The 24,318-nt window shown below is 37.3% G+C and carries 20 protein-coding genes; 3 read left to right on the forward strand and 17 right to left on the reverse strand.

Translation table 11 applies throughout. The annotated features are described in order from the left end of the window. Positions 1 to 115 precede the first annotated feature (115 nt). The 6 genes from ACP6L2_RS12515 to ACP6L2_RS12540 all read right to left on the reverse strand — a co-directional run bounded on the left by ACP6L2_RS12515 (position 116) and on the right by ACP6L2_RS12540 (position 4,829). Positions 116 to 1,003 carry an energy transducer TonB gene (locus tag ACP6L2_RS12515; protein WP_440509702.1) on the reverse strand — a complete coding sequence of 296 codons (888 nt, stop codon included), beginning with the start codon at positions 1,001 to 1,003 and terminating at the stop codon, positions 116 to 118. A gap of 21 nt (positions 1,004 to 1,024) precedes the next feature. Next, the gene (locus tag ACP6L2_RS12520) at positions 1,025 to 1,585 is read right to left on the reverse strand and encodes an ExbD/TolR family protein (RefSeq protein WP_440509703.1); all 561 of its coding nucleotides are present in this window, start codon (positions 1,583 to 1,585) and stop codon (positions 1,025 to 1,027) included. Positions 1,586 to 1,594: 9 nt separating this feature from the next. Next, complete coding sequence (locus tag ACP6L2_RS12525) at positions 1,595 to 2,251, reverse strand: ExbD/TolR family protein (protein ID WP_344675466.1); 657 nt, start codon at positions 2,249 to 2,251, stop codon at positions 1,595 to 1,597. Between the two features lie 100 nt (positions 2,252 to 2,351). Then, positions 2,352 to 3,185 (reverse strand): MotA/TolQ/ExbB proton channel family protein, encoded by an 834-nt coding sequence (locus ACP6L2_RS12530; RefSeq protein ID WP_344675465.1) that lies wholly within the window; start codon positions 3,183 to 3,185, stop codon positions 2,352 to 2,354. A 416-nt stretch (positions 3,186 to 3,601) separates the two neighbouring features. Further along, positions 3,602 to 3,952, reverse strand: coding sequence for a translation initiation factor (locus ACP6L2_RS12535; protein ID WP_440509704.1), 351 nt, complete (start codon positions 3,950 to 3,952; stop codon positions 3,602 to 3,604). A 1-nt stretch (position 3,953) separates the two neighbouring features. Continuing rightward, positions 3,954 to 4,829 (reverse strand): diacylglycerol/lipid kinase family protein, encoded by an 876-nt coding sequence (locus tag ACP6L2_RS12540; RefSeq protein ID WP_440509705.1) that lies wholly within the window; start codon positions 4,827 to 4,829, stop codon positions 3,954 to 3,956. A 226-nt stretch (positions 4,830 to 5,055) separates the two neighbouring features. Here ACP6L2_RS12540 and metK point away from each other — a divergent pair, with 226 nt between their 5' ends. After that, complete coding sequence (gene metK, locus ACP6L2_RS12545; protein ID WP_440509706.1) at positions 5,056 to 6,309, forward strand: methionine adenosyltransferase; 1,254 nt, start codon at positions 5,056 to 5,058, stop codon at positions 6,307 to 6,309. Between the two features lie 67 nt (positions 6,310 to 6,376). Here the strand turns inward: metK and ACP6L2_RS12550 are convergent, their stop codons facing one another. The 9 genes from ACP6L2_RS12550 to ACP6L2_RS12590 form a co-directional block, all read right to left on the reverse strand. Beyond that, entirely contained in the window at positions 6,377 to 7,879 is a 1,503-nt protein-coding gene (locus ACP6L2_RS12550; RefSeq protein ID WP_440509707.1) for an acyl-CoA dehydrogenase family protein, read from the reverse strand. Between the two features lie 175 nt (positions 7,880 to 8,054). Then, positions 8,055 to 8,933, reverse strand: a complete 879-nt coding sequence (locus ACP6L2_RS12555) for a helix-turn-helix domain-containing protein (protein ID WP_440509708.1) — start codon at positions 8,931 to 8,933, stop codon at positions 8,055 to 8,057. A 76-nt stretch (positions 8,934 to 9,009) separates the two neighbouring features. Next, positions 9,010 to 9,900, reverse strand: coding sequence for an ACP S-malonyltransferase (gene fabD, locus ACP6L2_RS12560; RefSeq protein ID WP_440509709.1), 891 nt, complete (start codon positions 9,898 to 9,900; stop codon positions 9,010 to 9,012). Between the two features lie 38 nt (positions 9,901 to 9,938). Then, positions 9,939 to 11,168 carry a M16 family metallopeptidase gene (locus ACP6L2_RS12565; protein WP_440509710.1) on the reverse strand — a complete coding sequence of 410 codons (1,230 nt, stop codon included), beginning with the start codon at positions 11,166 to 11,168 and terminating at the stop codon, positions 9,939 to 9,941. 408 nt (positions 11,169 to 11,576) lie between these two features. Next, entirely contained in the window at positions 11,577 to 14,396 is a 2,820-nt protein-coding gene (locus ACP6L2_RS12570) for an outer membrane beta-barrel protein (protein ID WP_440509711.1), read from the reverse strand. 9 nt (positions 14,397 to 14,405) lie between these two features. After that, the gene (locus ACP6L2_RS12575; protein ID WP_440509712.1) at positions 14,406 to 15,152 is read right to left on the reverse strand and encodes a hypothetical protein; all 747 of its coding nucleotides are present in this window, start codon (positions 15,150 to 15,152) and stop codon (positions 14,406 to 14,408) included. 789 nt (positions 15,153 to 15,941) lie between these two features. Next, complete coding sequence (locus ACP6L2_RS12580; RefSeq protein WP_440509713.1) at positions 15,942 to 16,556, reverse strand: ribonuclease HII; 615 nt, start codon at positions 16,554 to 16,556, stop codon at positions 15,942 to 15,944. 326 nt (positions 16,557 to 16,882) lie between these two features. Next, positions 16,883 to 19,351, reverse strand: coding sequence for a YfhO family protein (locus ACP6L2_RS12585; protein WP_440509714.1), 2,469 nt, complete (start codon positions 19,349 to 19,351; stop codon positions 16,883 to 16,885). Positions 19,352 to 20,164: 813 nt separating this feature from the next. Continuing rightward, positions 20,165 to 20,608: a hypothetical protein gene (locus tag ACP6L2_RS12590; protein WP_440509715.1), complete on the reverse strand. Its 444-nt coding sequence runs from the start codon at positions 20,606 to 20,608 to the stop codon at positions 20,165 to 20,167. 549 nt (positions 20,609 to 21,157) lie between these two features. Between ACP6L2_RS12590 and ACP6L2_RS12595 the strand changes: the two genes are divergently transcribed. Both ACP6L2_RS12595 and ACP6L2_RS12600 read left to right on the forward strand, forming a co-directional pair. Beyond that, entirely contained in the window at positions 21,158 to 21,409 is a 252-nt protein-coding gene (locus ACP6L2_RS12595) for a hypothetical protein (RefSeq protein ID WP_440509716.1), read from the forward strand. Then, positions 21,406 to 21,672 (forward strand): type II toxin-antitoxin system RelE family toxin, encoded by a 267-nt coding sequence (locus ACP6L2_RS12600; protein ID WP_440509717.1) that lies wholly within the window; start codon positions 21,406 to 21,408, stop codon positions 21,670 to 21,672. Before ACP6L2_RS12595 ends, ACP6L2_RS12600 begins: the two co-directional genes overlap by 4 nt. 139 nt (positions 21,673 to 21,811) lie before the next feature. Here ACP6L2_RS12600 and ACP6L2_RS12605 read toward each other — a convergent pair whose 3' ends face one another. Then, positions 21,812 to 22,498: a potassium channel family protein gene (locus ACP6L2_RS12605; RefSeq protein ID WP_440509718.1), complete on the reverse strand. Its 687-nt coding sequence runs from the start codon at positions 22,496 to 22,498 to the stop codon at positions 21,812 to 21,814. A 5-nt stretch (positions 22,499 to 22,503) separates the two neighbouring features. Then, on the reverse strand, positions 22,504 to 24,300 hold the full coding sequence (locus tag ACP6L2_RS12610) for a TrkH family potassium uptake protein (protein ID WP_440509719.1): 1,797 nt from the start codon (positions 24,298 to 24,300) through the stop codon (positions 22,504 to 22,506). Positions 24,301 to 24,318: the final 18 nt, after the last annotated feature.

The following is a 24,318-nucleotide window of genomic DNA, read 5'->3' on the forward strand; positions in this document are numbered from 1 at the left end:
TAGCACAAAATAAAACACGAACATCAATAGTCCTAAAATGGACAGAAATCGCTGTGTGGGCGATTTCTGTCTATAAGAATTTCTTGTTGGAGTATCCGACATTTGAAATCTAATTTTATTGACTGGATAAATCCAGACGGATTGGCAAGGAATACTTCACAGGAACTTTACGTCCGTTCTGTACAGCTGGTTGCCATTTTTTAGACATTTTTAATGCCTTAACAGCAGCAGCACCAATACCGTGTGATAAATCTTTATCAATTTTAATATCAGTAACCTGTCCGGTTCTATCGATTACGAATGATAACTGAACAACACCCTTTACACCAGCTTCAATCGCTGCTTGAGGATACATTGGGGTCATCTTCTCTACGATAAAGTTACGGAATGCATTAATACCTCCTGGGTATTCTGCTGGTACCTCTACGGATTCGAAGTCGTAGATTTTATTTGCATCACCATCTGGAGAACCTTTTAAGGAACCTGTGATTGCACCATCTACTTTTTTACTTCCGAACTCACCTGGAGGAACTGCAGTACCACCTGGTGTACCTTTTAAGGTCAACCTTGCTGGTGTAGCGTTTTTCTCCTTAATTTCTTCTTGAGATACCACTTCTTCTTTAACTTGTCTTGAATCCACAACTTTTGGTTCTGGGAAACGGATCAAGTCTTCTGCAGGTGGATCCTGTTGAATACGTTGAGGTGGAGTTTCTTCTTGTGGAAGTGGCTCTTCTTCTTCCTCCTCTGGAGGTGGAACCAAGTCCTCAAGGGTAACTGGAGTTACGATTTGCGCTTCTGGAGCTTCCTTTTCAGGAAAAATCTTTAGGTCAAATGCTTTCACAGCTACAAAGAAAAGTACGACTGACGACACAGAGAATAAAGCAATATTGGTTGCCTTTGGCCCAAACTTACGCAAGGCATAAGCTCCATATTCTTTATTTCTATTCTCGAAAACGACATCAAGCCATTCTTTCTTAAATAAATCTAATTTTGAACCTATCATATCTTTAGTTTTTTATCGTAATTACTTAACGGTATAAGCGTTGTTATCTTTCAACACTTGGATTTCTTCAGGTTTGATCTTAGAAATCATATAACGTTTAATATCTACGATTTTCATTTCGTCTAATATATCTACCACATTTAGGTGTACCGACTCGTCACTTGGACGGATTACGACGATCAGGTCTTTACCACCTGTTGCTGCCGGAACCTGTGCTTTCTTCTCGATAAGCACCTTACGGATACCTTCTTTGGAGTAATCAACCACAGTTGGAGGTGTAATTGGCTTTGCCAATTGACCATAATACCAAACGATTTTATTGTCAGATCCTAATAACAAAGTGATTGAACGGTTGTCAGCAATTTCCAAATCTGGATTCTGCTCCGAAAGATCTTTGTTTTTATCAGGGAAGGCAATGTCCATCGCTTGCGGCTTACTCAAGGAGGTTGTCAACATGAAGAAAGTAATCAGAAGGAATGCTAGATCCACCATCGCGGTTAAATCTACACGACCTCCATTTTTCTTCGATCTGACTTTCCCGCCTTTTTTACCGCCTCCGGAGTCTTGATTTAATTCTGCCATTTTATACTATTATTTTTCCGTGCGTAAACCGGTTACAAAACTAAATCTGTTCTGTTTTTGGTTACGTAGGGTTTCAATGATCAAATTCATTACGGAATACTTCTCAGTTGCGTCAGCTTTGATAGCTACCTTCATTTGACCTGGATCAACGAAGTTCTTCTCTTTTTCCTCACGCTCACGATTGAATTCCACCGTTGCGATACGCGCTTGTTGTACCCAGTGATAAAGCTCATTCGAATTAGTCTCTGTACTATCTACAGGAACACCTTTTTGAATGTCTTCTTTACGGTCATCCTTTGGTAAGGACAATAAGCCGCGCATTTCCTTCATAGACACACCGAAGTCGTCCATAAGTTTAAACTTCTCGTAATCTTCAGCCGAAAATGGGATGTTGTATTTCGCAGACATTTTCTCTAGGGTCATTTTCCTAACATTAGGGTTTTTGATTCCAAAGAAAACCTTGCCACCATGCCCTACCGTGATTACTGCCAAGTTATCATCTGGCAATTTCTCTAAGGTAGTTGAAGCAGGAGTATCTACAGGCATCGTTTCCGGTTGACGTGCTGTTGCCGTCAAAACGAAGAATGTAAGAAGTAGGAAGGATACGTCACACATCGCCGTCATGTCGATGGAGGTACTGGCTCTTTTTACTTTTGCTTTTCCCATTTCTTTACTTCTTTAAGATGAATACTCTATTTCTTTTGTAAGTATGATGCTGAAAAGTTGAACAATGCATAAATTATTTTCAACTTTTTTCAGAATCTTCTTATTTGTGGTTCGCAGCGTATGTTTGTACGATAGAGAAACCAGCCTCATCAATAGAATACGTTAATGTATCAATCTTAGAAGTTAAAATATTATAGAAAATAATAGCGATAGTAGATGTACCGATACCAGTAGCTGTATTAATCAAGGCCTCAGAGATACCGTTTGCTAATTGAGCTTGGTCAGGAGCACCACCAGTTGCCAATGCCGAGAAGGCCTTGATCATACCTGTTACTGTTCCTAATAGACCTGTCAATGTACCGATAGAAACTAAAGTAGCGATTACTGTTAAGTTCTTCTCTAACATTGGCATTTCTAATGTTGTAGCTTCTTCAATCTCTTTTTGGATAGCTAATACTGATTTCTCAGCATCTAATCCTGGGTTAGCTTCAACATCTTTATATTTCAAAAGACCAGCTTTAATAACGTTTGCTACAGATCCTTTTTGTTTATCACACTCTTGGATAGCTGTATCGATGTTACCTGTTCTTAATAAGCCTTGTACTTTTCTAACAAAGTTACCAACGTTTCCTGTACCAGATGCTTTTCCGATTACAATAAAACGCTCAATTGAGAATACCCATACCATTAAGAATAAACCAAGAAGTACAGGTACAACATATCCTGCATGATAAACCATTCCGAAATAGTTTCCAGGTAAAGGTCTGTTTTCTACATTTCCGTCAACGAAGTTACTAGGATCACCCATTACAAATTTGTAAACCAAGAAACCGATCACTAAACAGATGATAATTGCTAAACTTGCAAATAAGTTACCCGCATTGCCACTATCTTGTTTAGCTGGGGCCGTTGTAGTTTTTGGTGCGTTTGCCATTTTTTTACTAATTTTTAGATTTTTTACTGTTGTTTAATTATTAAGTTAAATTCAATTTTATGCAAGCCAAATGCCGTTATTTTACATAAATTCAAAACAAATATAGCATTTTCTGTTAAAAACAAAATTAATTTGAAGATATACGAAATTGACCATTTTAGGTTGTGTTACGTATTTCATTGATATGCTACAGCAGTTCTCCAATCAATGCATGCTCTGTTTGTACATAACGGTTTAACATTCCTATTTTTTTACAATGAAAACCATTTTTTTTCTGATATGCAAATTATCAAATCGTTAAATGTTAAATTTAAGTGAGCGTTTACTCACATTAAGGGTTGCCTTGCTAACCCTTTTTTGACAAACCAACTAAATTATTCGTTTGTAATTTAACCATTTACAATGATTCCGCTTTTCTAGCCTCCAAACCCTTTTACAGAATAGCCCTCCGATTGTAAGTATTGGATTATTTTCTCCTTGAAGTCACCTTGTATCAATATTTCACCATCTTTTGCACTACCTCCAACTCCACATCGTTGCTTCAAAGTTTTAGCTAAATCTTCTAAATCATCCTGTTTCCCAATAAATCCTGTAATCAATGTAACAACTTTTCCTTTCCTAGCCTTCTTGTCTAATCCTACCTTTAATTTCTGTTTCCCTATCGGAAGTGTATCTAATTCTTCCATAGAATCAGATTCTTGATAGTTGAAATCATCCGAAGTGGAATAGACAATACCTTCAAATCTTTGTTTCTTTTGTTTACTCATCTTAACATATAATGTTTAATGCCTTCGGCAATACTTCAATATTAATTTCTTTTCCCAGATCCATGGGCTCTCCATCTAAATGTATGGGGGCCTGTCCCTCTTGCTCAATGCAAATCTGTTTTCCAGGAATAATTTCCACATATTCTGATTGATCAGCTGTCTTATTAAATAAATGAAAGATCATCAATGGTAAAGTATATAACGGAAATTTATGGACAACACATACATCCAACACCCCATCATTTATTGATGCATTGGGTGCTATATAGGCATTATTCCCATATTGTGGAGAATTCGCGACAGAAATCATAAATGCTTCACGCTCATATTTTTTTCCATCAATATGTAAGGTGTATTTTTTCGGTTTGTATTTGGAAAGCAAATTGACGACAGTCCTTAAATAACCTACAGGACCTCGAAAGGTTTCATTTGCAAACTTATCACTAACGCTGGCATCAAATCCAATACCTGCTATATTAAAGAAGAATCGTCCCTCTGCTTTCGCACAATCAATAGCGACCGAGTCGAAACGGTTAATACGACGAAGAGCTGCAGACTCGTTCATGGGAATCCCTAGATAGAGAGCAAGACCATTCCCTGATCCTTCGGGAACAACACCCAAAGGAATACCAGATCCCACTAATGCAGAACCGATTTCATTAATCGTACCGTCACCACCTACGGCAACAACGGCATCATATTTCTCTTGGATAGCTTCTTTTGCCAATTCATAGGCATGGTTAACGTGATTGGTAATCTTAAATGTAGGCTCAAATCGACTTAAATCCAACACCTCCAAGACCTGTTTATTAAATGCTGTCTTTTTCTTCCCGCCTGATATGGGATTGACTACAAACAGGATGCGCTTTTTTGTCATCTCAATCTTATAATTCCGCTAAAGATAATAAAATGAATGAAATACTTTTTAAATAATACAAAGTATCGTAGCTTTGTGCCACACAAAATGTGGACTGATTTGCATTTTGCATTATTTAATGTAAATGAGAGATTGCAACCACAGTAAAAAAGTGCTAAAACCATTCGGGACAAATGATTTTTCACATACTGCCTTGCCCTCTCCATTCAATTCGTTTTAATTATTTATGGCATATTTATTTACCTCCGAATCTGTTTCTGAAGGTCATCCAGACAAAGTTGCAGATCAAATTTCGGATGCATTAATCGACAATTTCCTAGCTTGGGACGAGGATGCGCGGGTGGCTATCGAAACCTTAGTAACAACAGGTCAAGTAGTACTAGCTGGTGAAGTAAAATCTAAAATCTATCTAGACGTACAGAAAATTACACGTCAAGTCATTGAAAAAATCGGATATACCAAATCCGAGTATATGTTTGAAGCAAATTCCTGTGGTGTGCTTTCAGCAATCCATGAGCAATCTGCAGACATTAACCAAGGTGTGGATCGTATTACAAAACAAGAACAAGGCGCTGGTGACCAAGGAATCATGTTTGGCTATGCCAATAATGAAACTGAGAACTTCATGCCACTTGCTTTAGATCTTTCACACCGCCTTTTATACGAATTAGCTGCCCTTCGTCGTGAAAACAAAGAAATCAGCTACCTTCGTCCAGATGCTAAATCACAAGTAACTTTAGAATACGACGATAACCATAAACCAGTTCGTATCGATACAATCGTTATTTCTACACAACATGATGACTTCGCTTCTGAGCAGGAAATGCAGGAGAAAATTAAAGCAGATATCATCAATATCCTGGTTCCTCGTGTGAAAGCACAATTAAAACCAGAATTACACGCGCTATTTAACGATCAAATCAAATATCACATCAACCCTACCGGTAAATTCGTTATTGGTGGTCCTCATGGTGATACAGGATTAACAGGGCGTAAAATCATCGTAGATACCTATGGTGGTAAAGGTGCGCATGGTGGTGGTGCCTTTTCAGGAAAAGACCCTTCTAAAGTTGACCGTTCTGCTGCCTATGCAACACGTCATATTGCAAAGAATTTAGTAGCTGCAGGAGTTGCTGATGAAATCCTTGTTCAGATCTCTTATGCTATTGGTGTAAAAGATCCGATGGGAATCTATGTAAATACTTATGGTACAGCTAAAGTCAATAAAACCGACGGTGAAATTGCCACTATTATAGCTGAACTATTCGATATGACTCCATATGGCATAGAAACTCGTTTAGGATTGCGTAATCCGATCTATGCAGAAACTGCTGCATATGGACACATGGGAAGAACACCTAAAACAGTTACAAAAACTTTTGAAAACTCCAATGGAGAAAGCAAGACTGTAGAAGTAGACTTGTTTACATGGGAGAAACTCGATTACGTAGATAAAGTAAAAACAGCTTTTGGTTTATAAAATCAAAAAGCATATAAAATAAAAAATCCCCAAATTGGGGATTTTTTATTTTATATCTCTTTTAAGATTATCCTAAGAAGTTAACCCAATTAGAATCTAACTCATAATCCATAATTGGATCGATATGGTTCTTCGAATTTAGCTGTCCATGGTACATCATTAAGTCCATATGCATATGCTGACGCGTTATTTCAACCAATTGTTGATTAAATCCTGGCAACTCTAATACCATTTGGAAACTGATCACACGGGCAATCATACGACCAAGAGTAACCAAATCTCTTTGCTTTAAGGTTCCATCTACTTGGAAGTTTAAGGAATCTTTAAAATAATCAGCGCTTAAGGTGCTACGATTAAATCCTTTCATAAAGGTTAATAGATTTGTTTCCTTAGCTTTACGCATTAATTTCAATACGGCTTCAGCAATTTGGCTGTAAAGCATTTCGTTAGACCCTTCAAATATTTGGAATGGTCTGCTATCCACTACGGCTCTTCCCGCGATATGATCTAAACGATAGCCATTCGCACCTGCTAATTGTAAACTGATCTGTGCAGATTCTTGCATCAAATCTGTAATCAATGCTTTTAATGTGTTTGCCTCAATGCTCATTGTGGCAAGATCATTTTCAATACCACTATGTCCAACACTGAAAGCACACATTCCCGAACAGATGGTATAGGCTGCTTGAATTCGGGCTAACTGGAATTTCACGGCATCTACTTGTACCAATGGAGCTGCTCCTACTATTCTGTTTTGACAATGTTGAAGTGACTCATCCAATAATCGTTTAATAAAGCCCATTCCCATACCAGGGAATTGCAAACGACTACGGTGTAACATATCCAACATCAGCTTAATTCCCGTACTTTCTGCTATTAGCTTCTGTTTTTCTGGAACAACAACATCAATCTCATTTATTCCATAAGGAATAGCGTATAAACCTAAGTTATTATAGCGGGTTGTCATTGGAATATGTTGTTCAGACAAACCATTCTCCGTAACGAAGAAATCGATATCCCTAGCTAACTCACCGTTCGCATTAAATTTACGTGCTGTAACCAACCAATAATCGGCCGCACCACTTAATCCTTGCCAGTGTTTCTGTCCTTTAATATGATAGGATTCACCAACCTGTTGGTAAGCAGTTTTCATATTTAGGGCATCACTACCGTAAGCTTTCTCCGTAATCATTAATCCACCCATGGCATTGTTTTCCATGAAATCTTTGAATATTCTTTCTTGAACCGAATATTCTCCATATTTCGCCAAAGGCTCCAAAAACAAGGCTATATTAATCCCAAACATTAAGGATAAAGCCAAAGACTCATAAGAAGCAGCAGCAAGTACACTTAAACATTCCTTTACCGCAATTCCTCGGCCTCCATGTAAAATTGGAACCGCAACGGATAAGGGTTTCTTTGACATAATCTCAGCCAAAAACTCCTTCGGTAAATCCCTATTTAAACTCATGGAATTATAGTCAAATTCCTCACGAAATAAGTGCTTTAAATGCTTCTTAAAATCTGCTATATAATTATCAAATGATATTTGTTCTATGATTTCGCTCATTTCTCTTCCTATTTTAATGAAACTATCCATACAAAATTAGGGGGATAGTCCATATTACACTATAATAATTAAGACAAAAATTAGGACTAAACGTGCATATCCCTTTTATCATTTGTTAAAAAAAAGGAATGATTAGCAAACTATCTTGGGAAGTGATGGAGAAAAAAAACGAAAGTTATATACTATGGAAAACACTTTTTCTATATTCAGAAGGAGATATTCCTATGATTTTTTTGAAAAGTCTCGCAAAGTAAGACGGGTCTGCAAAATCCAATTCATAAGCGATGCTAGCAACGCTCTTATTGGTTTCAGAAAGCAATAATTGACTATGTATAATCGCTACTTCCAAAATAAGTTCTTTCGAGGACTTTTTGAACACGGAAGAAACACAACGGTTTAAATAATTAATGGAAACTGCCAGACGGTCTGCATAAAAATCTACGGATTTATATTTATCGAAATGCAAGTGAACCAATTGTTTAAAGGCAATAGCGACTTCCTGTCTACGACCAAGCGACTTATTCGCATTGGATAATTTAATGATCATCAACAGCACCGATTTGAATATGCTCTCATACAATTCCTTATAGGGATTCGAGCTGTAAATTTCTTTGTAGAGTAAGTCCAACAAACTGTTTAACTCCGAACTATCTTGCTTTACTAAATTCAGAAGAGGGGATATTGTAAATATATTGAGGATCTCTTGTTCTCGAAACAAAGAGGTCATTGCTTGCTCATTAATAAGCACGCAGTATCCTTGCGCAGATTTATCAACAGAGTGAATCGCGGAGATATTACCATAATTGCTGATCAGCACTGCTGGTGCTTCAACCATGAATGTCGTCGATTCAATTTGTTGGTTAAAATAACCTTCTGTCAGATGGATTAATAAGTTATAACCAAAGAAAATGGGCGGAATAGGCGTTTTTAGATAGGGTGCAATATCTCTTAATGGAAAAATTTTAATGGCTGTTTGAATGTACTTTAAATGCTTCAAACTTCCAGCCATAAATTTGGAAACAAATTCATCAGCATTTATTCGAGTCTTTTCCATCAGCTATTTGATTAGGATAGATAATAGAAGGGGGCCATACACCCCCTCTATATAACACTAATATTCTTGACCCAAATTATTCTGCAATACTTGCAGAAGAAGTCGGAATTTGTCTATTTACTTTTTTAACCAGACCTTGAAGAACTGTACCAGGACCAACTTCAACGAAACTTTCAGCCCCATCAGCCAACATGGTTTCCACTGTTTGTGTCCAACGTACGGCACCTGTAAGCTGAGCAATTAAATTCTCTTTAATAGCTACTGGATCTTGATAAGGTAATGCATCGTAGTTTTGGTAGATTGCACAAACTGGAATTTTAATTTCAGTATCTATGATCGCATTTTGCAATTCTTGTTTTGCGGCTTCCATTAATGGAGAGTGGAAAGCACCACCAACATTTAATTTCAAAGCACGTTTAGCACCTGCTTCTAATAATTTCTCACAAGCAGTATCTACACCTGAAACTGACCCTGAAATAACCAATTGACCAGGGCAGTTATAATTTGCTGGAACAACTACATCTTCTACTTGAGCACATACTTCCTCAACAATAACATCATCTAATCCTAAGATTGCCGCCATTGCTCCCGGTTCTAATTCTGTTGCTTTCTGCATCGCATTAGCCCGCTTTGCAACTAAACGAAGACCATCTTCAAATGAAAGAGCACCTGCTGCTACTAAAGCAGAAAACTCTCCCAAAGAATGTCCAGCAACCATATCTGGTTGAAATTTATCCCCTAATGCCTTTGCTAAAATAACTGAATGTAAGAAAATAGCAGGTTGAGTAACATTTGTTTGTTTTAGTTCCTCTTCTGTACCAGCAAACATAAGGTCTGTAATACGGAATCCTAAAATTTCATTCGCTTGCTCAAATAATGCTTTTGACTCTTCGTTACTTTCGTATAAATCTTTACCCATTCCTACGAATTGGGCTCCCTGTCCCGGGAAAATATAAGCTGTCTTCATATTGGTTTCTTTATTCTATCACAAATATAAAAATATCCTTAATCTTCAGGCACGAATGCTAAAGAGGAAAGGTTGGATGGCGCAAAAACATCATTCGCAATGTCCTGAATCTCTTGAACACTGACCTGATCAATCTTATCAAATACCTCCGAAAGTGTGACTACACGATCATAATCTAATATATTCTTTGCCTCAGCAATGATTAAACTCATCCTATTTTCCTCTGCTAATGCAATCTGACCCTTAAACTTATTCTTAGCCTTTTGTAGGAAATTAACGGAAATCGGCTGCTCTCTTAGCTTTCGCAACTCCTTATGCACTAACTTGAGTGCTTTATCAAGCTTCTCCTCATCTGTACCTAAATAAATGCTAAATAAACCTGTGTCTGCATATAAACTATAATTCGACTCGATGGTATAAGCAATTCCATATTTCTCGCGAATATTCAAATTTAGAATCGATGCCATTCCATAACCTCCCAAAAAGTTATTTAACAAGAGTAAACCTGTTTTTCGTTGGTCGTATATACTGTATCCTTGACCTCCTAGCACATAATGTGCTTGGTTTATTGGTCTTTCTAATTCAATTTGCTGGCTTAGTGGTTTGACAAAATCTTCTGCAACATGATCCCAAGGATAACTTTCCACTTCACTGAACAACTTATGAACAATCGCTAATACTTTCTTTTCGCTATAATTTCCTGAAATGGCTACAACCATTTTAGAGGTTGCATAATGCTGCTTGATAAATTGCTTTATATCCGCTTGTTGAATACTATTCAAATCAGCTTCTAAGCCTAATATATTATGTCCTAAACCTGACCCTGCAAAAACTAAATCCTCGAAATCATCCATGATCGCATCTTCAGGACTATCCAAATAGGAAGCCATTTCATCTAAGATTACCCCCTTTTCCTTTTCCATTTCATCGGTTGGATATTGGGAATGGAAGATAATATCCTCAAATAAATCCAATGCCCGATCTAAATATGGATTCAGAAAAGAGGCATGAATACAAGTATATTCTTTTGTGGTATAAGCGTTCAAGTCACCACCAACTGCTTCCAAACGATTCAGGATTTGATTGGTACTGCGACGCTCCGTGCGCTTGAACAATAAATGCTCAATAAAGTGCGCTGTACCGAACTTGCCTAATTGTTCATGACGAGAGCCTACATCTACCAATAAACAAGCATGGGTAATTGCCGATTTGTCTGGACGAAATAAAACACGTAATCCATTATCTAACTGGAAGATTTTTTGATCCATTTATTTTTTTATAGGTTTTGCAAAGGTAAGCATTTAGTTAATAGAGCAGACAATAGACCGTCGATACAATTAACATAACAAAGTAAACAAGACGTCGAGGCAATGGAATTAATCGTAGGTGCTACTATTTCTAGAAAAAATGCACTATGATTTTCAGACAGGATTTAACGTAATAACTGTAAGGTCGAAGCATGCTTCGACCGTTATAATGCCTTTTCCTGTATAGGTTTTGGGTTCGTTCGGCTAGCCTCACGATGAACTCTGTCAGGGGAGGGGAAAGAGAGACTCTTCGCTCTGAGTGGTATGTCTTATCCCGCCAATGGGTCTATCTACTAAATACTCCCTACTAAATACTACAAAAAAGGAATGCCAGGCTAACCCGGCACTCCTTTTTTAAACTAACTAACCTTAAAAGCGATGTCTCATTCCACCGCCAGGGAAGCCACTGTCTTCTGAAGGTGGCAATCCTGAAAACTTCTGAAGTTTAAATGTAAACAACAACATGAAGTAACGGCCCAAACGATTGGTTTGTGTATCTGAATAATAGTTATCAGCAACTGTTCTGCTTAAGTTCGTTTGTTGATTTAACAAGTCAAATGCCTGTAAACGAACTGTTGCGCGCTGATCTTTCAAGAATCTTTGTTCGATATATGTATTGATGATAAACGGATTAGCATCACTTAACGAACCGTATCCTGAGTTAAAGGTTTTCATTACATCTGCACCGAAAATAGTCGATTTAGTAATGTTAACCGATCCATTTAAAGTTGGTGAAAGTGAAGATATGTTACGGTTACTAGCTGTTTGCAAGTCATTTCTTGATAAGTTATAGCTGTAACGAATACCTGGATTAATTTCCAAATTCTCGGAAGGTGTATAGCGGAAGCTTAAACCTTGCATGAAAACATAGTTATTAATAATGTTTTTATCGCCAGTTGTAGCTGTTGGATTTGATGCAATGTAGGATAGGTTCTTGTTATAAGTAACACCTCCCATTAACATCAAATTATAAGTTTTCTCCTTTAGCGATTTTCCAAAGTGATAGAATGAACTCACATTGTACACTGGATCATCAGAATTCAAATAACGCGTCTCACGGATCATACCTAATTCCGGATCGCGGAAAGATTTGTTAAAGGTCGTAATACGATCAGAAGTTAAACTACCATTCAAGAAAGCAAAGAAAGTATTTCCTTTTTGGAAATCACCAGAACGGAAACGAACGCTTAATTGGTGTCTAAATTCTGGATTCAAGTTCGGATTACCAATCACTGTATTTGTTCTACTGTTGCTTACTGCATATGGAAGGATCTGATTAACCGTTGGCTCCGTTGATCTTCCAGAGTAGTTTAAGCTAATGTTCTTCTGACGAGAGAACTTGTATTCAAAACGTGCAATTGGAATGAAGTTAAAGTTCTTACGATCTATGATGGCACTTTCGTCATCAGATGAAGCATCTCCTTTTAAAAGCGATGGCTGAACAGATGCCCCTACTGAGTATTTAATTTTTTCATTTTCGAACATGTAGCTCGCACCAACACGATGTGTGGTAAATGAATAATCCTGTAAAAAGTGGAAATTCAAATCAGGATCATTGTTTGGATTACCATTCTCAAAATATGCATCCTGATAATTCTTATTATCATAAGCATTTTTGTTGAAATCATAGGTGAATTCCAATTTGCCAAATTGAGATAAAGGCTCGGTATAGGATAAGGTAGTTCCTGCATTCCAGCTTTTATTATTTACCTCTCGAAGGGTTTTTTCATAGATCTCTGAAAGTGTTGTTACAGAATTATCCGGATCTGCTAAATTACGTAGTAATGTCCTTTCATAATCATTAGTAGTAGCCGCATTATCGTAATTAAAGTTGAAGAACAAATTACGTCCTTTATCATTTAATTTACGATTGTATAAACCTGATAGGCTATAACGTGGAACATTGCTGTTATTTAAAACAGACTCTGTCTGTTCATTCACGAAAATATCGTTCAAATAAGAATTAGTGAAAATATCCGAGGTTGTTTTCACATCATTAAAACCAAACTGAGGAGTTAACTTGATGTAATCCTTATCGCTAATATTCCATTCAATATTCGCTTCCAAACGGTGACTGGAAGTGATTTTATTGCTATTATCCTCTGATTGATCAACTTGATTACCTTCATCAATGGTATGGTCAATCAAGCTTTTGGTAAAGGTATTGTTATCGTCACGACCGTAGGAGTAGTTACCATATACTTTCAACTTATCAGAGAAATCATGACGGACGTTCAAACCGATAGAACCAACATTCGTTAGTCCGCTTGGGTTACCAAACATACCACCACCAGATCTTCCACCGCCGCCCATTCTGCGTCGTGCACCTCCACCAGAAGTGTTAAAGTCAAATAATGGTGCATTGATATTATTCAAGTTCCCTAATACCGAAACTTGTGTTTTATTGGTCATACCCATCCACATACCGGTCGCTTGATAACGGTCTTCCGTACCATAACCACCACGCAATGTGGTCATAAAACCCTTATTGTATTTTGGGTCAATCTGTATATTCAATACTTTCTCTGAATCACCAGATTTGTTGCCCGTAATATTAGCCATATCACCAAAATCATCCACTACTTGGATTTTCTCGATGATATTAGCAGGAAGGTTTTGTGTAGCTGTTTTAACATCACCACCAAAGAAATCCTTTCCGTTAATACGTACGCGAGTTACACTTTCGCCTTGTGCCGTTACATTACCATCTTTATCTACTTCAACCCCTTGAAGGCGCTTCAAAGCATCTTCAGCTACTGCGCCTTGACGTAATTTCAGGTCTTTGGTTGAATACTCTACTGTATCCCCCTTTACCTGCACGGTCAAGACCCCAGCTACCACCACCTCTTCGATTTGATTGGCATTTAAGGTTAACACAAAACTAGGAATGCGAACTTCCTGTTGCCCTTCAGGGAAGTCCACTTCTTTTTCTACGGCTTCAAAACCAAGGCTGCTTACACGAACCTTAAATTTTGTTGCTTTCACATTTTCAAAAGTAAAGAAACCGGCATTGGTTGAACTGGTCGATAAGGTATCCTTATCGGAGATCAAGCGAACGGTAGCACCTGATATCGGTCTCGATTCGGTGTCCCGCAACATGCCATTTACTACACGGTTAGTCTGAGCGCTTGCGCTTAGGCCAAGTACCATGATGAACATCATCATCACAGCTTTTAACATTCTATCCATAAACTAATTTTATTGCTCCTTCAGTTGCCCTAAGACCCAGACTTCTGTCTTCATCTTAAAGGGATTTTTGACAGTGGGAGTTGGTCTTGAATAAATCCCACCGTACATGCCTGTAGGTGCTGGTCGGTTTTTCAACATCTTTTGCAATTGCGCATATCGATTGTTGATCATGACCTGAATCGCTACTTCTTTATTGCGATTCTTGATTCCGATGGAAGCTATTGGAATCTTCGATTCGTATAGCATTGCTCCATTTTCCAGCAACTTGGCATTAATCTGAACCCCGTAGGTATTGTCAAAGGACAATCGTCCATCAACAATATGTGCAAATCCGCGAACACCATAGCCTCTACTCCTTTTGATTAATTCTTCCCGAACATTCATATTCGGTAGATTCTCATCATTAGCAATCGCTCCCAAGGTTTCACTGTCTGGAATCGGAAATATAAGTTGCGCCCCATCCTTCTTCTTCCCATCAGGATTGATATTAATAACAATCCCATTCCTCACCGCCTCCTGTTGCAACATCGGATCCTTGATTCTAACTGCCGCATACAGGTAATCTGCATCGCTTGTTAATCCAAACATCCAACTACTATCTGCATCCATCAGCGTCAACTTTCCTTCCCATTCCTTAAGATCTGCATCGACCTTTACAGGGAATGATGGCAATAATTCATACTTTTCTTTCTTCTTCTGAGCCAATAAACTAGAACAAGTTAGAACCAGATAAAATAAAATGATAATTCTTTTCATATGTTCCACGTGTAAACTTCTTATTGACAACAGTATAAATAAAAAATATTACTTTATCACCAATCTTCAGCAAAGAAAACAAGAAGAAGTGTAAATTAATGTAAACAATAGTTTATATCAGAGAAGTTACAGGGGAGACTGCTTGATTGAGACCACTTTGCTACTTGATATGAGATGTGAGATGTGAGATAGAAAGGGTTAGCCCTGCGGACAGTATATAGTACCTAATATTAGTAGGTGGACCTATTGGCGGGTTTGATTTATGAAGCGTTATAACGAAATAAATAATAATATTTTCACGATTGTTTGTAGGGGCGATGCATGCATCGCCCGCATCACTTTAAATCCTTTAAATCCTAATAGCTTAACAAATTCTAATGTCTGTTGTCTATCATCTGATGTCAAAAATATCGGGCGGACATACCGTTCGTTCACGTCAGGGGATAAATCCCCTTTCCTCACACTCACTCAGTACCGCCCCTACCTAACGTGCTATCTAGATGGTTCGATAATAGGCGTTTAATAGCAGCCCATCGTAGGGGCAGTACTTAGCGCAGCGGAATGTCTGCCCGATTTTAAAATAGTATAATAGTACTCAGAATTTAGTAGGTGGACCTATTGGCGGGTTAAATTTATGAAACGATTTAACAGTCGAAGCATGCTTCGACCATACGGTAATGGTGTTAGGAATATTAAAATTACGATTGTATGTATGTAATACATGAATAAACAAATTGAGACACATACATCTAACAGCGCAGCGGTCTCAAATCTAACAACGCAGCGGTCTCAAAAAACCAATTTCAACTGAGGTTCAGTGACTTTAAAAGTCCTTCTATGGTGTGGGGTTAAACCTAGATTAAGGACTGCTTGTCGGTGTTTGATGGTTGGATAGCCTTTATTGCTTAGCCAATCATAATCTGGGAAGTCATGCGCAATGGATTCCATATATTCGTCACGATAGGTTTTCGCCAATATGGAAGCAGCAGCGATGGAGAGGTATTTACCATCCCCTTTGACAATACAACTATAGGGCAAATCTGCGTAAGGAATAAACTTATTTCCATCGATGATAAGGTACTCCGCTTTGATGGTCAGTTGATCTAAGGCACGGTGCATGGCTAAATAGGATGCTCGGTGTATATTGATACGATCAATCTCCTCAGCAGAAACACTTGCTACTGCATATGCCAAGGCTTCCTGTTCAATGATAGGTCTCAATTCCATCCTTTTCTTTTCCGATAACTTCTTGGAATCATTCAGCACCGGATTACAATAATCAGCAGGAAATATCACCGCAGCAGCAAACACAGGCCCAGCTAAACATCCACGTCCCGCCTCATCACAACCTGCCTCTATCAATTCCAATTGAAAAGCCGAAAATAAGCTTATCGAACTACTCATGAGGGTAAATGTAAGAAATATCTGTAGTATTTAGTAGTTAGCTATGGTATTTAGACCTTGGGTGATATAGAAATAATCGATTTTTTTATAAGCTAGACATTTAAAAGATAAATTTAAATATCCCTTCGTAGCAACTCATCTGTAGTTCATTTAAATAATAAAACGGGTGAAGAAAGCTTCACCCGTTTTATTATTTAAAAATACTTTTAAGTTCAGAAATATTAGACCCAACTCAAAAAAAGAACTCATTATAATCCTTTCATTTAGCCTAGGTATTCCGGCATAGGTCTAACTACTATATACTTTATAAATACTAAAAAAGAAGGCTACGCCTTCTTTTTTCTATGTTTCAAAGACAAGTAAATCGCGAAACCAAATCCAAGTACCAAGATAATCGAAGCGATTAAGGAAATGGTATTGGAGATTTTCATGGATACCGGTGCGAATACGAATTCTACTTTATGGTTTCCACCTGGAAGAGAAAGTCCGCGAAGTAAGTAGTTCGTGCGGATAATAGGCACTTCTTCTCCGTCCACAAAGGCTTTCCATCCTTTATCATAAAAGATTTCCGAGAACACGGCAAACACTTGGTTTGGCGCGGTGTATTCATAGCGCATCGTATCAGGGTGGTAAGAAACCAATTTAATATCAGCATTTGTTGGTTGACCAATGGAAGCATTTCCGAACTGATCTTTTAATCCTTCATTGACAATAGCCTCTTTTTTCGGATCAAAGGTCTTCATCGCATCCATTTCAGCATTGCTGCCTTTAACGAATTTCACATTGTTCACAAACCATGCATTCCCCAAAGCGGAGCTACGACGTTGAATATTGTCCGAATCGTTCTGCGGATTTTTAGCAATGAGGTAACGAACATTCATCATGTCCAAAACATCCTCATTAATGCCGCTATCGAAAAGATTTTCCAATACTTCTTGGAAACGCATCAATTTAGCCGCATGGTATCCACCTAAACTCTTATGGAAATAAGAAGCGGAAGCATCTTGGAATGGACTAGTCGTCAAATCAAGCACACGGTAAGAAAGATCTTTATCCATGTGGATTAATTGATCGACCTCACGCTCCTGAATCGGACGATCGTAAATACTCTTGTCAACGAATGAATCATTATTTAAATAGCGTTTATCTAATGACCAAAGGTCAACTAAAGTAATCACACCAATAGCTGCCAACATCACAGCAACATTTGTTTTCTTCTTGATGTACAACCAGATGAAAGCAAAGGTTAATGCCACGATAAAGAATGAACGCCACGCATCTTTGGATGCCATATCTGTACGGTCAGCAATTAAGGAGTTTACAAGCTCTGTAGTCAATGCCTGATCTCCAATATGCTGTTGCAACTGCGCCACATATTCTTGGTGATTGGACGTTCTCAGCGCCAGTATACTTGGCAATAAGGCAACGATCAAACAGATACCTGCCACAATACCTCCTGTATAAAGCACTTTTTTGTCCAAGTCTTTAATTTCCGATCCTCGAGTAATAATGTCATTGATAGCCAAAATTGCTAACATTGGAATCAACACAGATGGTATTACCAAGATACTTTCTACTGCCCTAAACTTATTGTACATCGGGAAGTAATCGAAGAATAGATCAGAGATCAGCGGAAAATGGCGTCCAAAAGATAGGAATATCGTTAGCAAGGTTGCTCCTAAAATCCACCATTTCAAGCGATCTTTTACTATCACCAATCCGAGTATAAACAAGAAGATTATTCCGGCACCGAAATACCAGGTCCCTTGTGTGAAAGATTTCTCACCCCAATAAGTTGGTGTAGCACCATTAGCAAACTGCAATGCTTGTGCTTCAGGCATTCCCAACTTGGTAAGTGTTTTCACGACATTGGAATTCTCATCCAATAATCCGGAAGTTTTACCACCGTATGCATCAGGTATCAAAAAGGTAATGGTTTCACCAATTCCTTGACTCCACGCATAGGCATATTCTTTATCTAAACCGTGCGCCCCTTTGTCCCCATTCTCTGCTTTCGTAATATTTGATTTTCCACGAATGGTCAACTTACTGTATTCGTATGTAGGAAATAAAACTGAAGCATTTACCAAAACGGCAACTGCAACACCAACCAATTGCATTGCGGATGCTTGGGCGAAGTTCTTTAATTTTTTATCGCGAATAGCATAATACAATTCAAAGCCTACTAAGACTAGTAAAGCAATAAATAGGTAATAGGTAATTTGAATGTGGTTCGCTCGGAGCTCTAAGGCCAAGAAAAGAGCTAATATAGCAGGTCCCCAGAGTCTGCTCCCACGATAGGTGAGAATGACGGCCCCTATAATAGGCGCCATATAAGAAATGGCATAGGCTTTACTGATGTGCCCAGCCTCAATATACATAAAGTTATAAGACGAGAATGCCAAGGCGACAGCACCGATTGCTGCTAACCAAGGCCGTATTTTGAGAACCGAAAATAGGAAATAACCGCCTAATAAAAATAATAACAACGCATCTGCCGGAGGAGGAAAGACTTTCCTTATTGCCGGACCAATGTAGCTCGCTACGTTGTTCGCATGATCGTACCATATCTGGTAAGTAGGCATACCACCAAACATGGAGTTAGTCCACAATGGCGTATTACCATCCTTTTCTCTGAAATCAAAAATCTCTTTTTGGCTACCCCTAGCCTGCATAACGTCACTTTGCAATAAGGTCTTCCCTTGCCAAACAGGGGTGAAGTAAAATACTACTAACAGCAGGAAAATCCCGATGATTAATAAATGCGTCTGATTTTCCTTAAACCAATTCTTCATGGATTGTAATAAAGGGTTATTAATGATATAGCTCCAAAAATATAGAAATGATTTCAATAATGCACGATGTATTTTGAGATAGCCTATGCATTTGAAAAGATATAGGCTAACATTATATTTAGATGCATTTTTTGATATTACAGCGCATATTATACCCTAATTTTCAACCCAAACTCATTTCTTCAATACCCAAACTTCTATCCTAATGATTTCATATCAGCAATACAGAAGAGTTAAACGCACTATAATTATAATCAAATATGCTGAATGTACTCAGCCTATCATAGGCTCCAAAAAACACCTACCTTTTACTATTCTTTATCAAGTTAACTCTTAATTCCCTTTACATTTTCTACTTTTTCCTTAATTTTTTCTGGTGTCTTTTGTCTGATGTCTAACTGTATCTTACAGAGGTTTTATTCGACACTCCTTCGGATCTCCTTCGGAACTTGTTCGGATCTCGTTCGGATCTCGTTCGGTTCCGACCGAACGAGATCCGAACAAAATCCCTATCAGATCCTAAGAAATTCCTTAGGGTTCTCGAAGCAATCCTTAATGAATATGAAGGTAAATAGGAGTAAAGCGTCCAGGAAATAATAGTCGAATTTAAATTAATTCAACAGTATGATAAAAATAAAATTGTTGATTGTTAAGAGGCAATAAACATTCAATACCAGTGAATATAATATATTTAAGCTCTTTTGTTAATGGTATTAAAAAATCGGTAACAAAGCTTTAAAGTCTAAAATCAAAGCTTAGTTTACAAAAAGATAAAGACAACTAATTCAGAAATTCAAATTTTTAGCAAATACATTACTCTTTTAATCGCCAATATTCAAATTCGCACATTCCATAACATCCTCCGTTCAAAACAAGACGATTGTTATTTTTAAAATCGACAGCAAGTTTTTCTTCTACTTTTTCAACATTGGATTCTGTAGTTTTACAATCGAAAAAAACAGTCAATGTAACCGTTTTGGATTTTTGTGAGTCTGGGTTTTCAGCCAGCTCATATTTCCCTATACAAGGGAATCTAGGATTGGTTGTATTACCTAGCGAATCAAAAGAAATAATTTGTTGAAAGCTTGTCCTATCCCTAGTTTCAACCTTTCCCCAACTATCCAAGCTCCTATAATAAACCAATTTCCATTTACCAACAATACCTGTTTGCTCGTTTCCCGTCGCATATTCGCTTATTTCTTCTTTGCTACATGATATACAAAGAATCAATAACATTAAGAAAAATAATCTGTTCATAATTATCAATTGGTTAAATTACACACACCTGCTTTTCATACACTTAGGTATAAATATACTCATTACACTCCAAATGTTTCGCGAAAGTTTAATAATACGTAAAGACACACAGATTGTTTATACCATAGATTATGAAAATTCTGTAGAATTGGCACGATTCGTTAAACGTAATGATATATATAAAGTTTTTCCTTAATCGCTGAGTTTTAGTATTAAAGAACGATGTTTATGATAAAAAGATAAACATAAGCCAAAAGTTCCTCTGTAATAGCCCTCCTGGCACTTCACCCTGAAATAAAGGTGTAATGAATTATTATTCTGATTAAAAACAATCTAACCCTTCTGTATTAAGTTTTTAATGTTGGAGAGTTCACCAAATAGGACGAGGATATCGTTTTCTTGCAGTATAGCACCCACATTTTCTCAGAACTTTATGGATGATCAATTAATAATAATTTAAACAGCTAAATTTTAACAACAAATCAAGATATATTTATTGTATATACCATATATATTATGTATATTTCTACCAGCAAAAGAATATACATAATGAGAAAGAACATAGACATAGATGATAACCTCTTAACAAAAGTTAAAATTTTATCTGCTTTCGAAGATATAAGTGTGAAGCATCTTCTAGAAAAAGCAGTTTCTTTTTATGTGGAATATAAAGAAAACGAGCGTTTAAAATCCATGACAAATGAAGAAAAAGAAGATTTAGGCTTGTTATTACTTATGCAACAGTCTGATAGAAATGATGTTGCTACTCGTGAAGAGGTAATTAATATTCTTGACAGATGAATATAATTTATTTACGCTCATTTGTAAATGATATTAAAAAAATCAAAGACAAGGCATTAAAGGCTAAAATCAAAGATTTTATTATCCAATTAGAAAGTGCCGAAACATTAAGTGATATTGCAGGAATAAGCAAAATTCAAGGCTTTTCAACTGCCTACCGATATCGTATTGGAGATTTTCGTATAGGTTTTTTTAAACATGAAAATTCTGTAGAATTGGCACGATTTGTTAAACGAAATGATATTTATAAAGTTTTTCCTTAATCGCTGAGTTTTAGTGTCAAAAAACTATGTTTTTTGATAAAAAGATAAATATAAGTCAAAAGTATCTCCGAAATAATTTACTTGGCACTTTACCCTGAAATAAAGGTGTTATGAATTATTATTCTGATTAAAAAATAATCTAACCCTTCTGTATTAAGTTTTTAATGTTGGAGAGTTCACCAAATAGGACGAGGATATCGTTTTCTTGGAGAATTGTATCCGATTTGGCAATTCCTGAAGCTTCCTTGGAAACTCGGGTAACACCATCGCCAGAGGTTGCAGTTTCCGTTTTTACAGTGGTCAGGACGATAACTTTGTATTTATTGGTCAGATCGGCCTCTTTCAAGGTCATGCCGATGTATTTACTGGGAACCTTCGTTTCTATAATGGAGTATTTTTCGGACACTTTAAAGGAATCGACAATATCAATGTTATCCAATCGCATAGCTAATCGTTCTGCAGCTTCTTCTTCAGGCATGATATATTCTTCAATATTCATGGCTTCAAGAACGGTTTTCTGCAAATCTGACACCACACGGCCGATAATACGTTTTACTTTCAATTGTTTTAGGAGGGCAATGGTTAAAAGCGATGCACCTTCATCTTCACCAATGGCAACAATCACAGCATTACTTTCGCGCAAGGGCAAGGAGCTAACCGCCTCTTTGTCGGTACTGTCCATACATACGGTATGGGTAATTTTATCCTTGTTCTGTTCAACGATATTTAAATTTTTGTCTGCAGCAATGACCTCATGGCCTGATTCTGTCAAGTGAATTGCTAATGAGCGTCCAAAATGTCCAAGTCCTAGTACGATGTATTTCATTCCTCTTAAAACAATATTTTTTCGGTTGGATAAATATAACTTTTGTTCTGCGTGTTTTTAATAAAGGCAACCAATAAGGTTAACATTCCAACACGACCAACGAACATAGTTAACATGAGAATAATTTTTCCGGTGGCAGAAAGATTGGGAGTAATGCCTAAGGACAAGCCACAAGTCGTATAGGCAGATACCGATTCAAACAACAACGGCATCATCTCCTGATTAGGATCGGAAAAATTGAGTAAAATAAAACTAAATGAGATAATGAGAATTGATAATAAGATAATAGCAAATGCCTTATTGACCGATTCTGACGCAATTCTACGTTTATAAATTTCTATAGATTCTTTACCTCTTGCTAGGGCTACAATATTCATTAGGGCTATGGCCACAGTAGTAACCTTTACACCTCCACCCGTAGATCCTGGGGATACACCAATCCACATAATCGTAACGATCATAATTAAGGTTGGAATATTGATAAAGTTCAAATCAATGCTATTGAATCCTGCAGATCGGGCAGAATTTGCCATAAAGATGGAAGAAACCCATTGCCCATAAGTAGACTTATCTGCCAATAAGGTATGTTCCTTTTCCATATAGAAGAAAGATACAGTAGCCAAAACGATTACTATGACATTACACAGCACAATAAATCTGGAGTTAAAAGTAAACACCATAGGCTTATGGCGATAGCCTCTCTTCAGGATATATTTACACCAAATCGAATTGATCTTTTCCTTTACCAGCTTATAAAAGTTAAATATCGTTCCAAAACCTAGACTTCCGAGAATCAACATGGAGACTACGGCTAATTGGAAATTATAGTTAAAGCGATAAGCATCATTGGTTACCCCATCTTTAATAATGGTAAATCCAGAGTTACAGAATCCCGAGATCGCATGGAATGCCGCAAAGAATATCTGGTCACCTACGGACTCAAATAAACTAGCGTCCAATGTAAAGAAGATGATAATTCCACCAATAAACTCAAATAAAAGGGTGATAAAAATAATGGTCAATAATGTAGAAATAACCGAGTTTAGTTTATCCTCGCCTAATATTTCTCCAAACATCAGTTGGTTCTTGAAGGAGAAACCACCTGAGAAGAAATAACCGAAAAAACCCGTAAAGGTCATAATCCCTAATCCGCCTATTTGGATAAGCGCCATAATGACTGATTGACCAAACAGGGAGAAATTCGTAGAAATATCGGTCACAGAAAGACCTGTAATACAAACAGCACTGGTCGCCATAAAAAAGGCGTCTACGAATGTAAGTGGTGCTTCTGTCGTGGTCCTAGGTAACATTAATAGAAAAGCGCCCAAGACAATCAAGCCCAAAAAGGATACGACAAAGAGTATGGTAGGATTAAAGTAGAAATTATCGAAAAACAAACTGCTTCGGGAAAGCTCGGCAATAAACATGATAAGTATTCCGAGGTATAGCCATTCATCTTTACTGAAGGTTTCGAGGAATCCTCCTGTTAGACGGGCGAATGTGATCAAGAAGAAATAGGCTGTGACGACGACCCCAGAATAGTGGGAAACATTAATTCTTCGACTGAAATATATAGATGAAACTGTTCGTATAGTTTCAAAGGCAAAAAGCCCATAAAACATGAATATAACGGTATCTTGGGTATATTTTGCAAGCTTAGGATCGGTAATATAACCTACATGCAGTACCATCACAATTGTACAGATCAAACTGATGTAAAACAGGACTTGATTGACTGTCTTGTTATGATACCTAAATATGAATTTGAGGAAGCTTAATACCGAGTCCATTGCTACAAACATAGGGATTACGCTCAAAAA

Origin of the sequence: Sphingobacterium lactis (genome assembly GCF_051951495.1) — a bacterium.
Lineage (GTDB): Bacteria > Bacteroidota > Bacteroidia > Sphingobacteriales > Sphingobacteriaceae > Sphingobacterium > Sphingobacterium lactis_A.

Bases quoted from the DNA above. Each gene is read 5' to 3' on its own strand.
- ACP6L2_RS12515 (WP_440509702.1), bottom strand. From the start codon at position 1,003: ATGATAGGTTCAAAATTAGATTTATTTAAGAAAGAATGGCTTGATGTC.
- ACP6L2_RS12520 (WP_440509703.1), bottom strand. From the start codon at position 1,585: ATGGCAGAATTAAATCAAGACTCCGGAGGCGGTAAAAAAGGCGGGAAA.
- ACP6L2_RS12525 (WP_344675466.1), bottom strand. From the start codon at position 2,251: ATGGGAAAAGCAAAAGTAAAAAGAGCCAGTACCTCCATCGACATGACG.
- ACP6L2_RS12530 (WP_344675465.1), bottom strand. From the start codon at position 3,185: ATGGCAAACGCACCAAAAACTACAACGGCCCCAGCTAAACAAGATAGT.
- ACP6L2_RS12535 (WP_440509704.1), bottom strand. From the start codon at position 3,952: ATGAGTAAACAAAAGAAACAAAGATTTGAAGGTATTGTCTATTCCACT.
- ACP6L2_RS12540 (WP_440509705.1), bottom strand. From the start codon at position 4,829: ATGACAAAAAAGCGCATCCTGTTTGTAGTCAATCCCATATCAGGCGGG.
- metK (WP_440509706.1), top strand. From the start codon at position 5,056: ATGGCATATTTATTTACCTCCGAATCTGTTTCTGAAGGTCATCCAGAC.
- ACP6L2_RS12550 (WP_440509707.1), bottom strand. From the start codon at position 7,879: ATGAGCGAAATCATAGAACAAATATCATTTGATAATTATATAGCAGAT.
- ACP6L2_RS12555 (WP_440509708.1), bottom strand. From the start codon at position 8,933: ATGGAAAAGACTCGAATAAATGCTGATGAATTTGTTTCCAAATTTATG.
- fabD (WP_440509709.1), bottom strand. From the start codon at position 9,900: ATGAAGACAGCTTATATTTTCCCGGGACAGGGAGCCCAATTCGTAGGA.
- ACP6L2_RS12565 (WP_440509710.1), bottom strand. From the start codon at position 11,168: ATGGATCAAAAAATCTTCCAGTTAGATAATGGATTACGTGTTTTATTT.
- ACP6L2_RS12570 (WP_440509711.1), bottom strand. From the start codon at position 14,396: ATGGATAGAATGTTAAAAGCTGTGATGATGATGTTCATCATGGTACTT.
- ACP6L2_RS12575 (WP_440509712.1), bottom strand. From the start codon at position 15,152: ATGAAAAGAATTATCATTTTATTTTATCTGGTTCTAACTTGTTCTAGT.
- ACP6L2_RS12580 (WP_440509713.1), bottom strand. From the start codon at position 16,556: ATGAGTAGTTCGATAAGCTTATTTTCGGCTTTTCAATTGGAATTGATA.
- ACP6L2_RS12585 (WP_440509714.1), bottom strand. From the start codon at position 19,351: ATGAAGAATTGGTTTAAGGAAAATCAGACGCATTTATTAATCATCGGG.
- ACP6L2_RS12590 (WP_440509715.1), bottom strand. From the start codon at position 20,608: ATGAACAGATTATTTTTCTTAATGTTATTGATTCTTTGTATATCATGT.
- ACP6L2_RS12595 (WP_440509716.1), top strand. From the start codon at position 21,158: ATGAGAAAGAACATAGACATAGATGATAACCTCTTAACAAAAGTTAAA.
- ACP6L2_RS12600 (WP_440509717.1), top strand. From the start codon at position 21,406: ATGAATATAATTTATTTACGCTCATTTGTAAATGATATTAAAAAAATC.
- ACP6L2_RS12605 (WP_440509718.1), bottom strand. From the start codon at position 22,498: ATGAAATACATCGTACTAGGACTTGGACATTTTGGACGCTCATTAGCA.
- ACP6L2_RS12610 (WP_440509719.1), bottom strand. From the start codon at position 24,300: ATGTTTGTAGCAATGGACTCGGTATTAAGCTTCCTCAAATTCATATTT.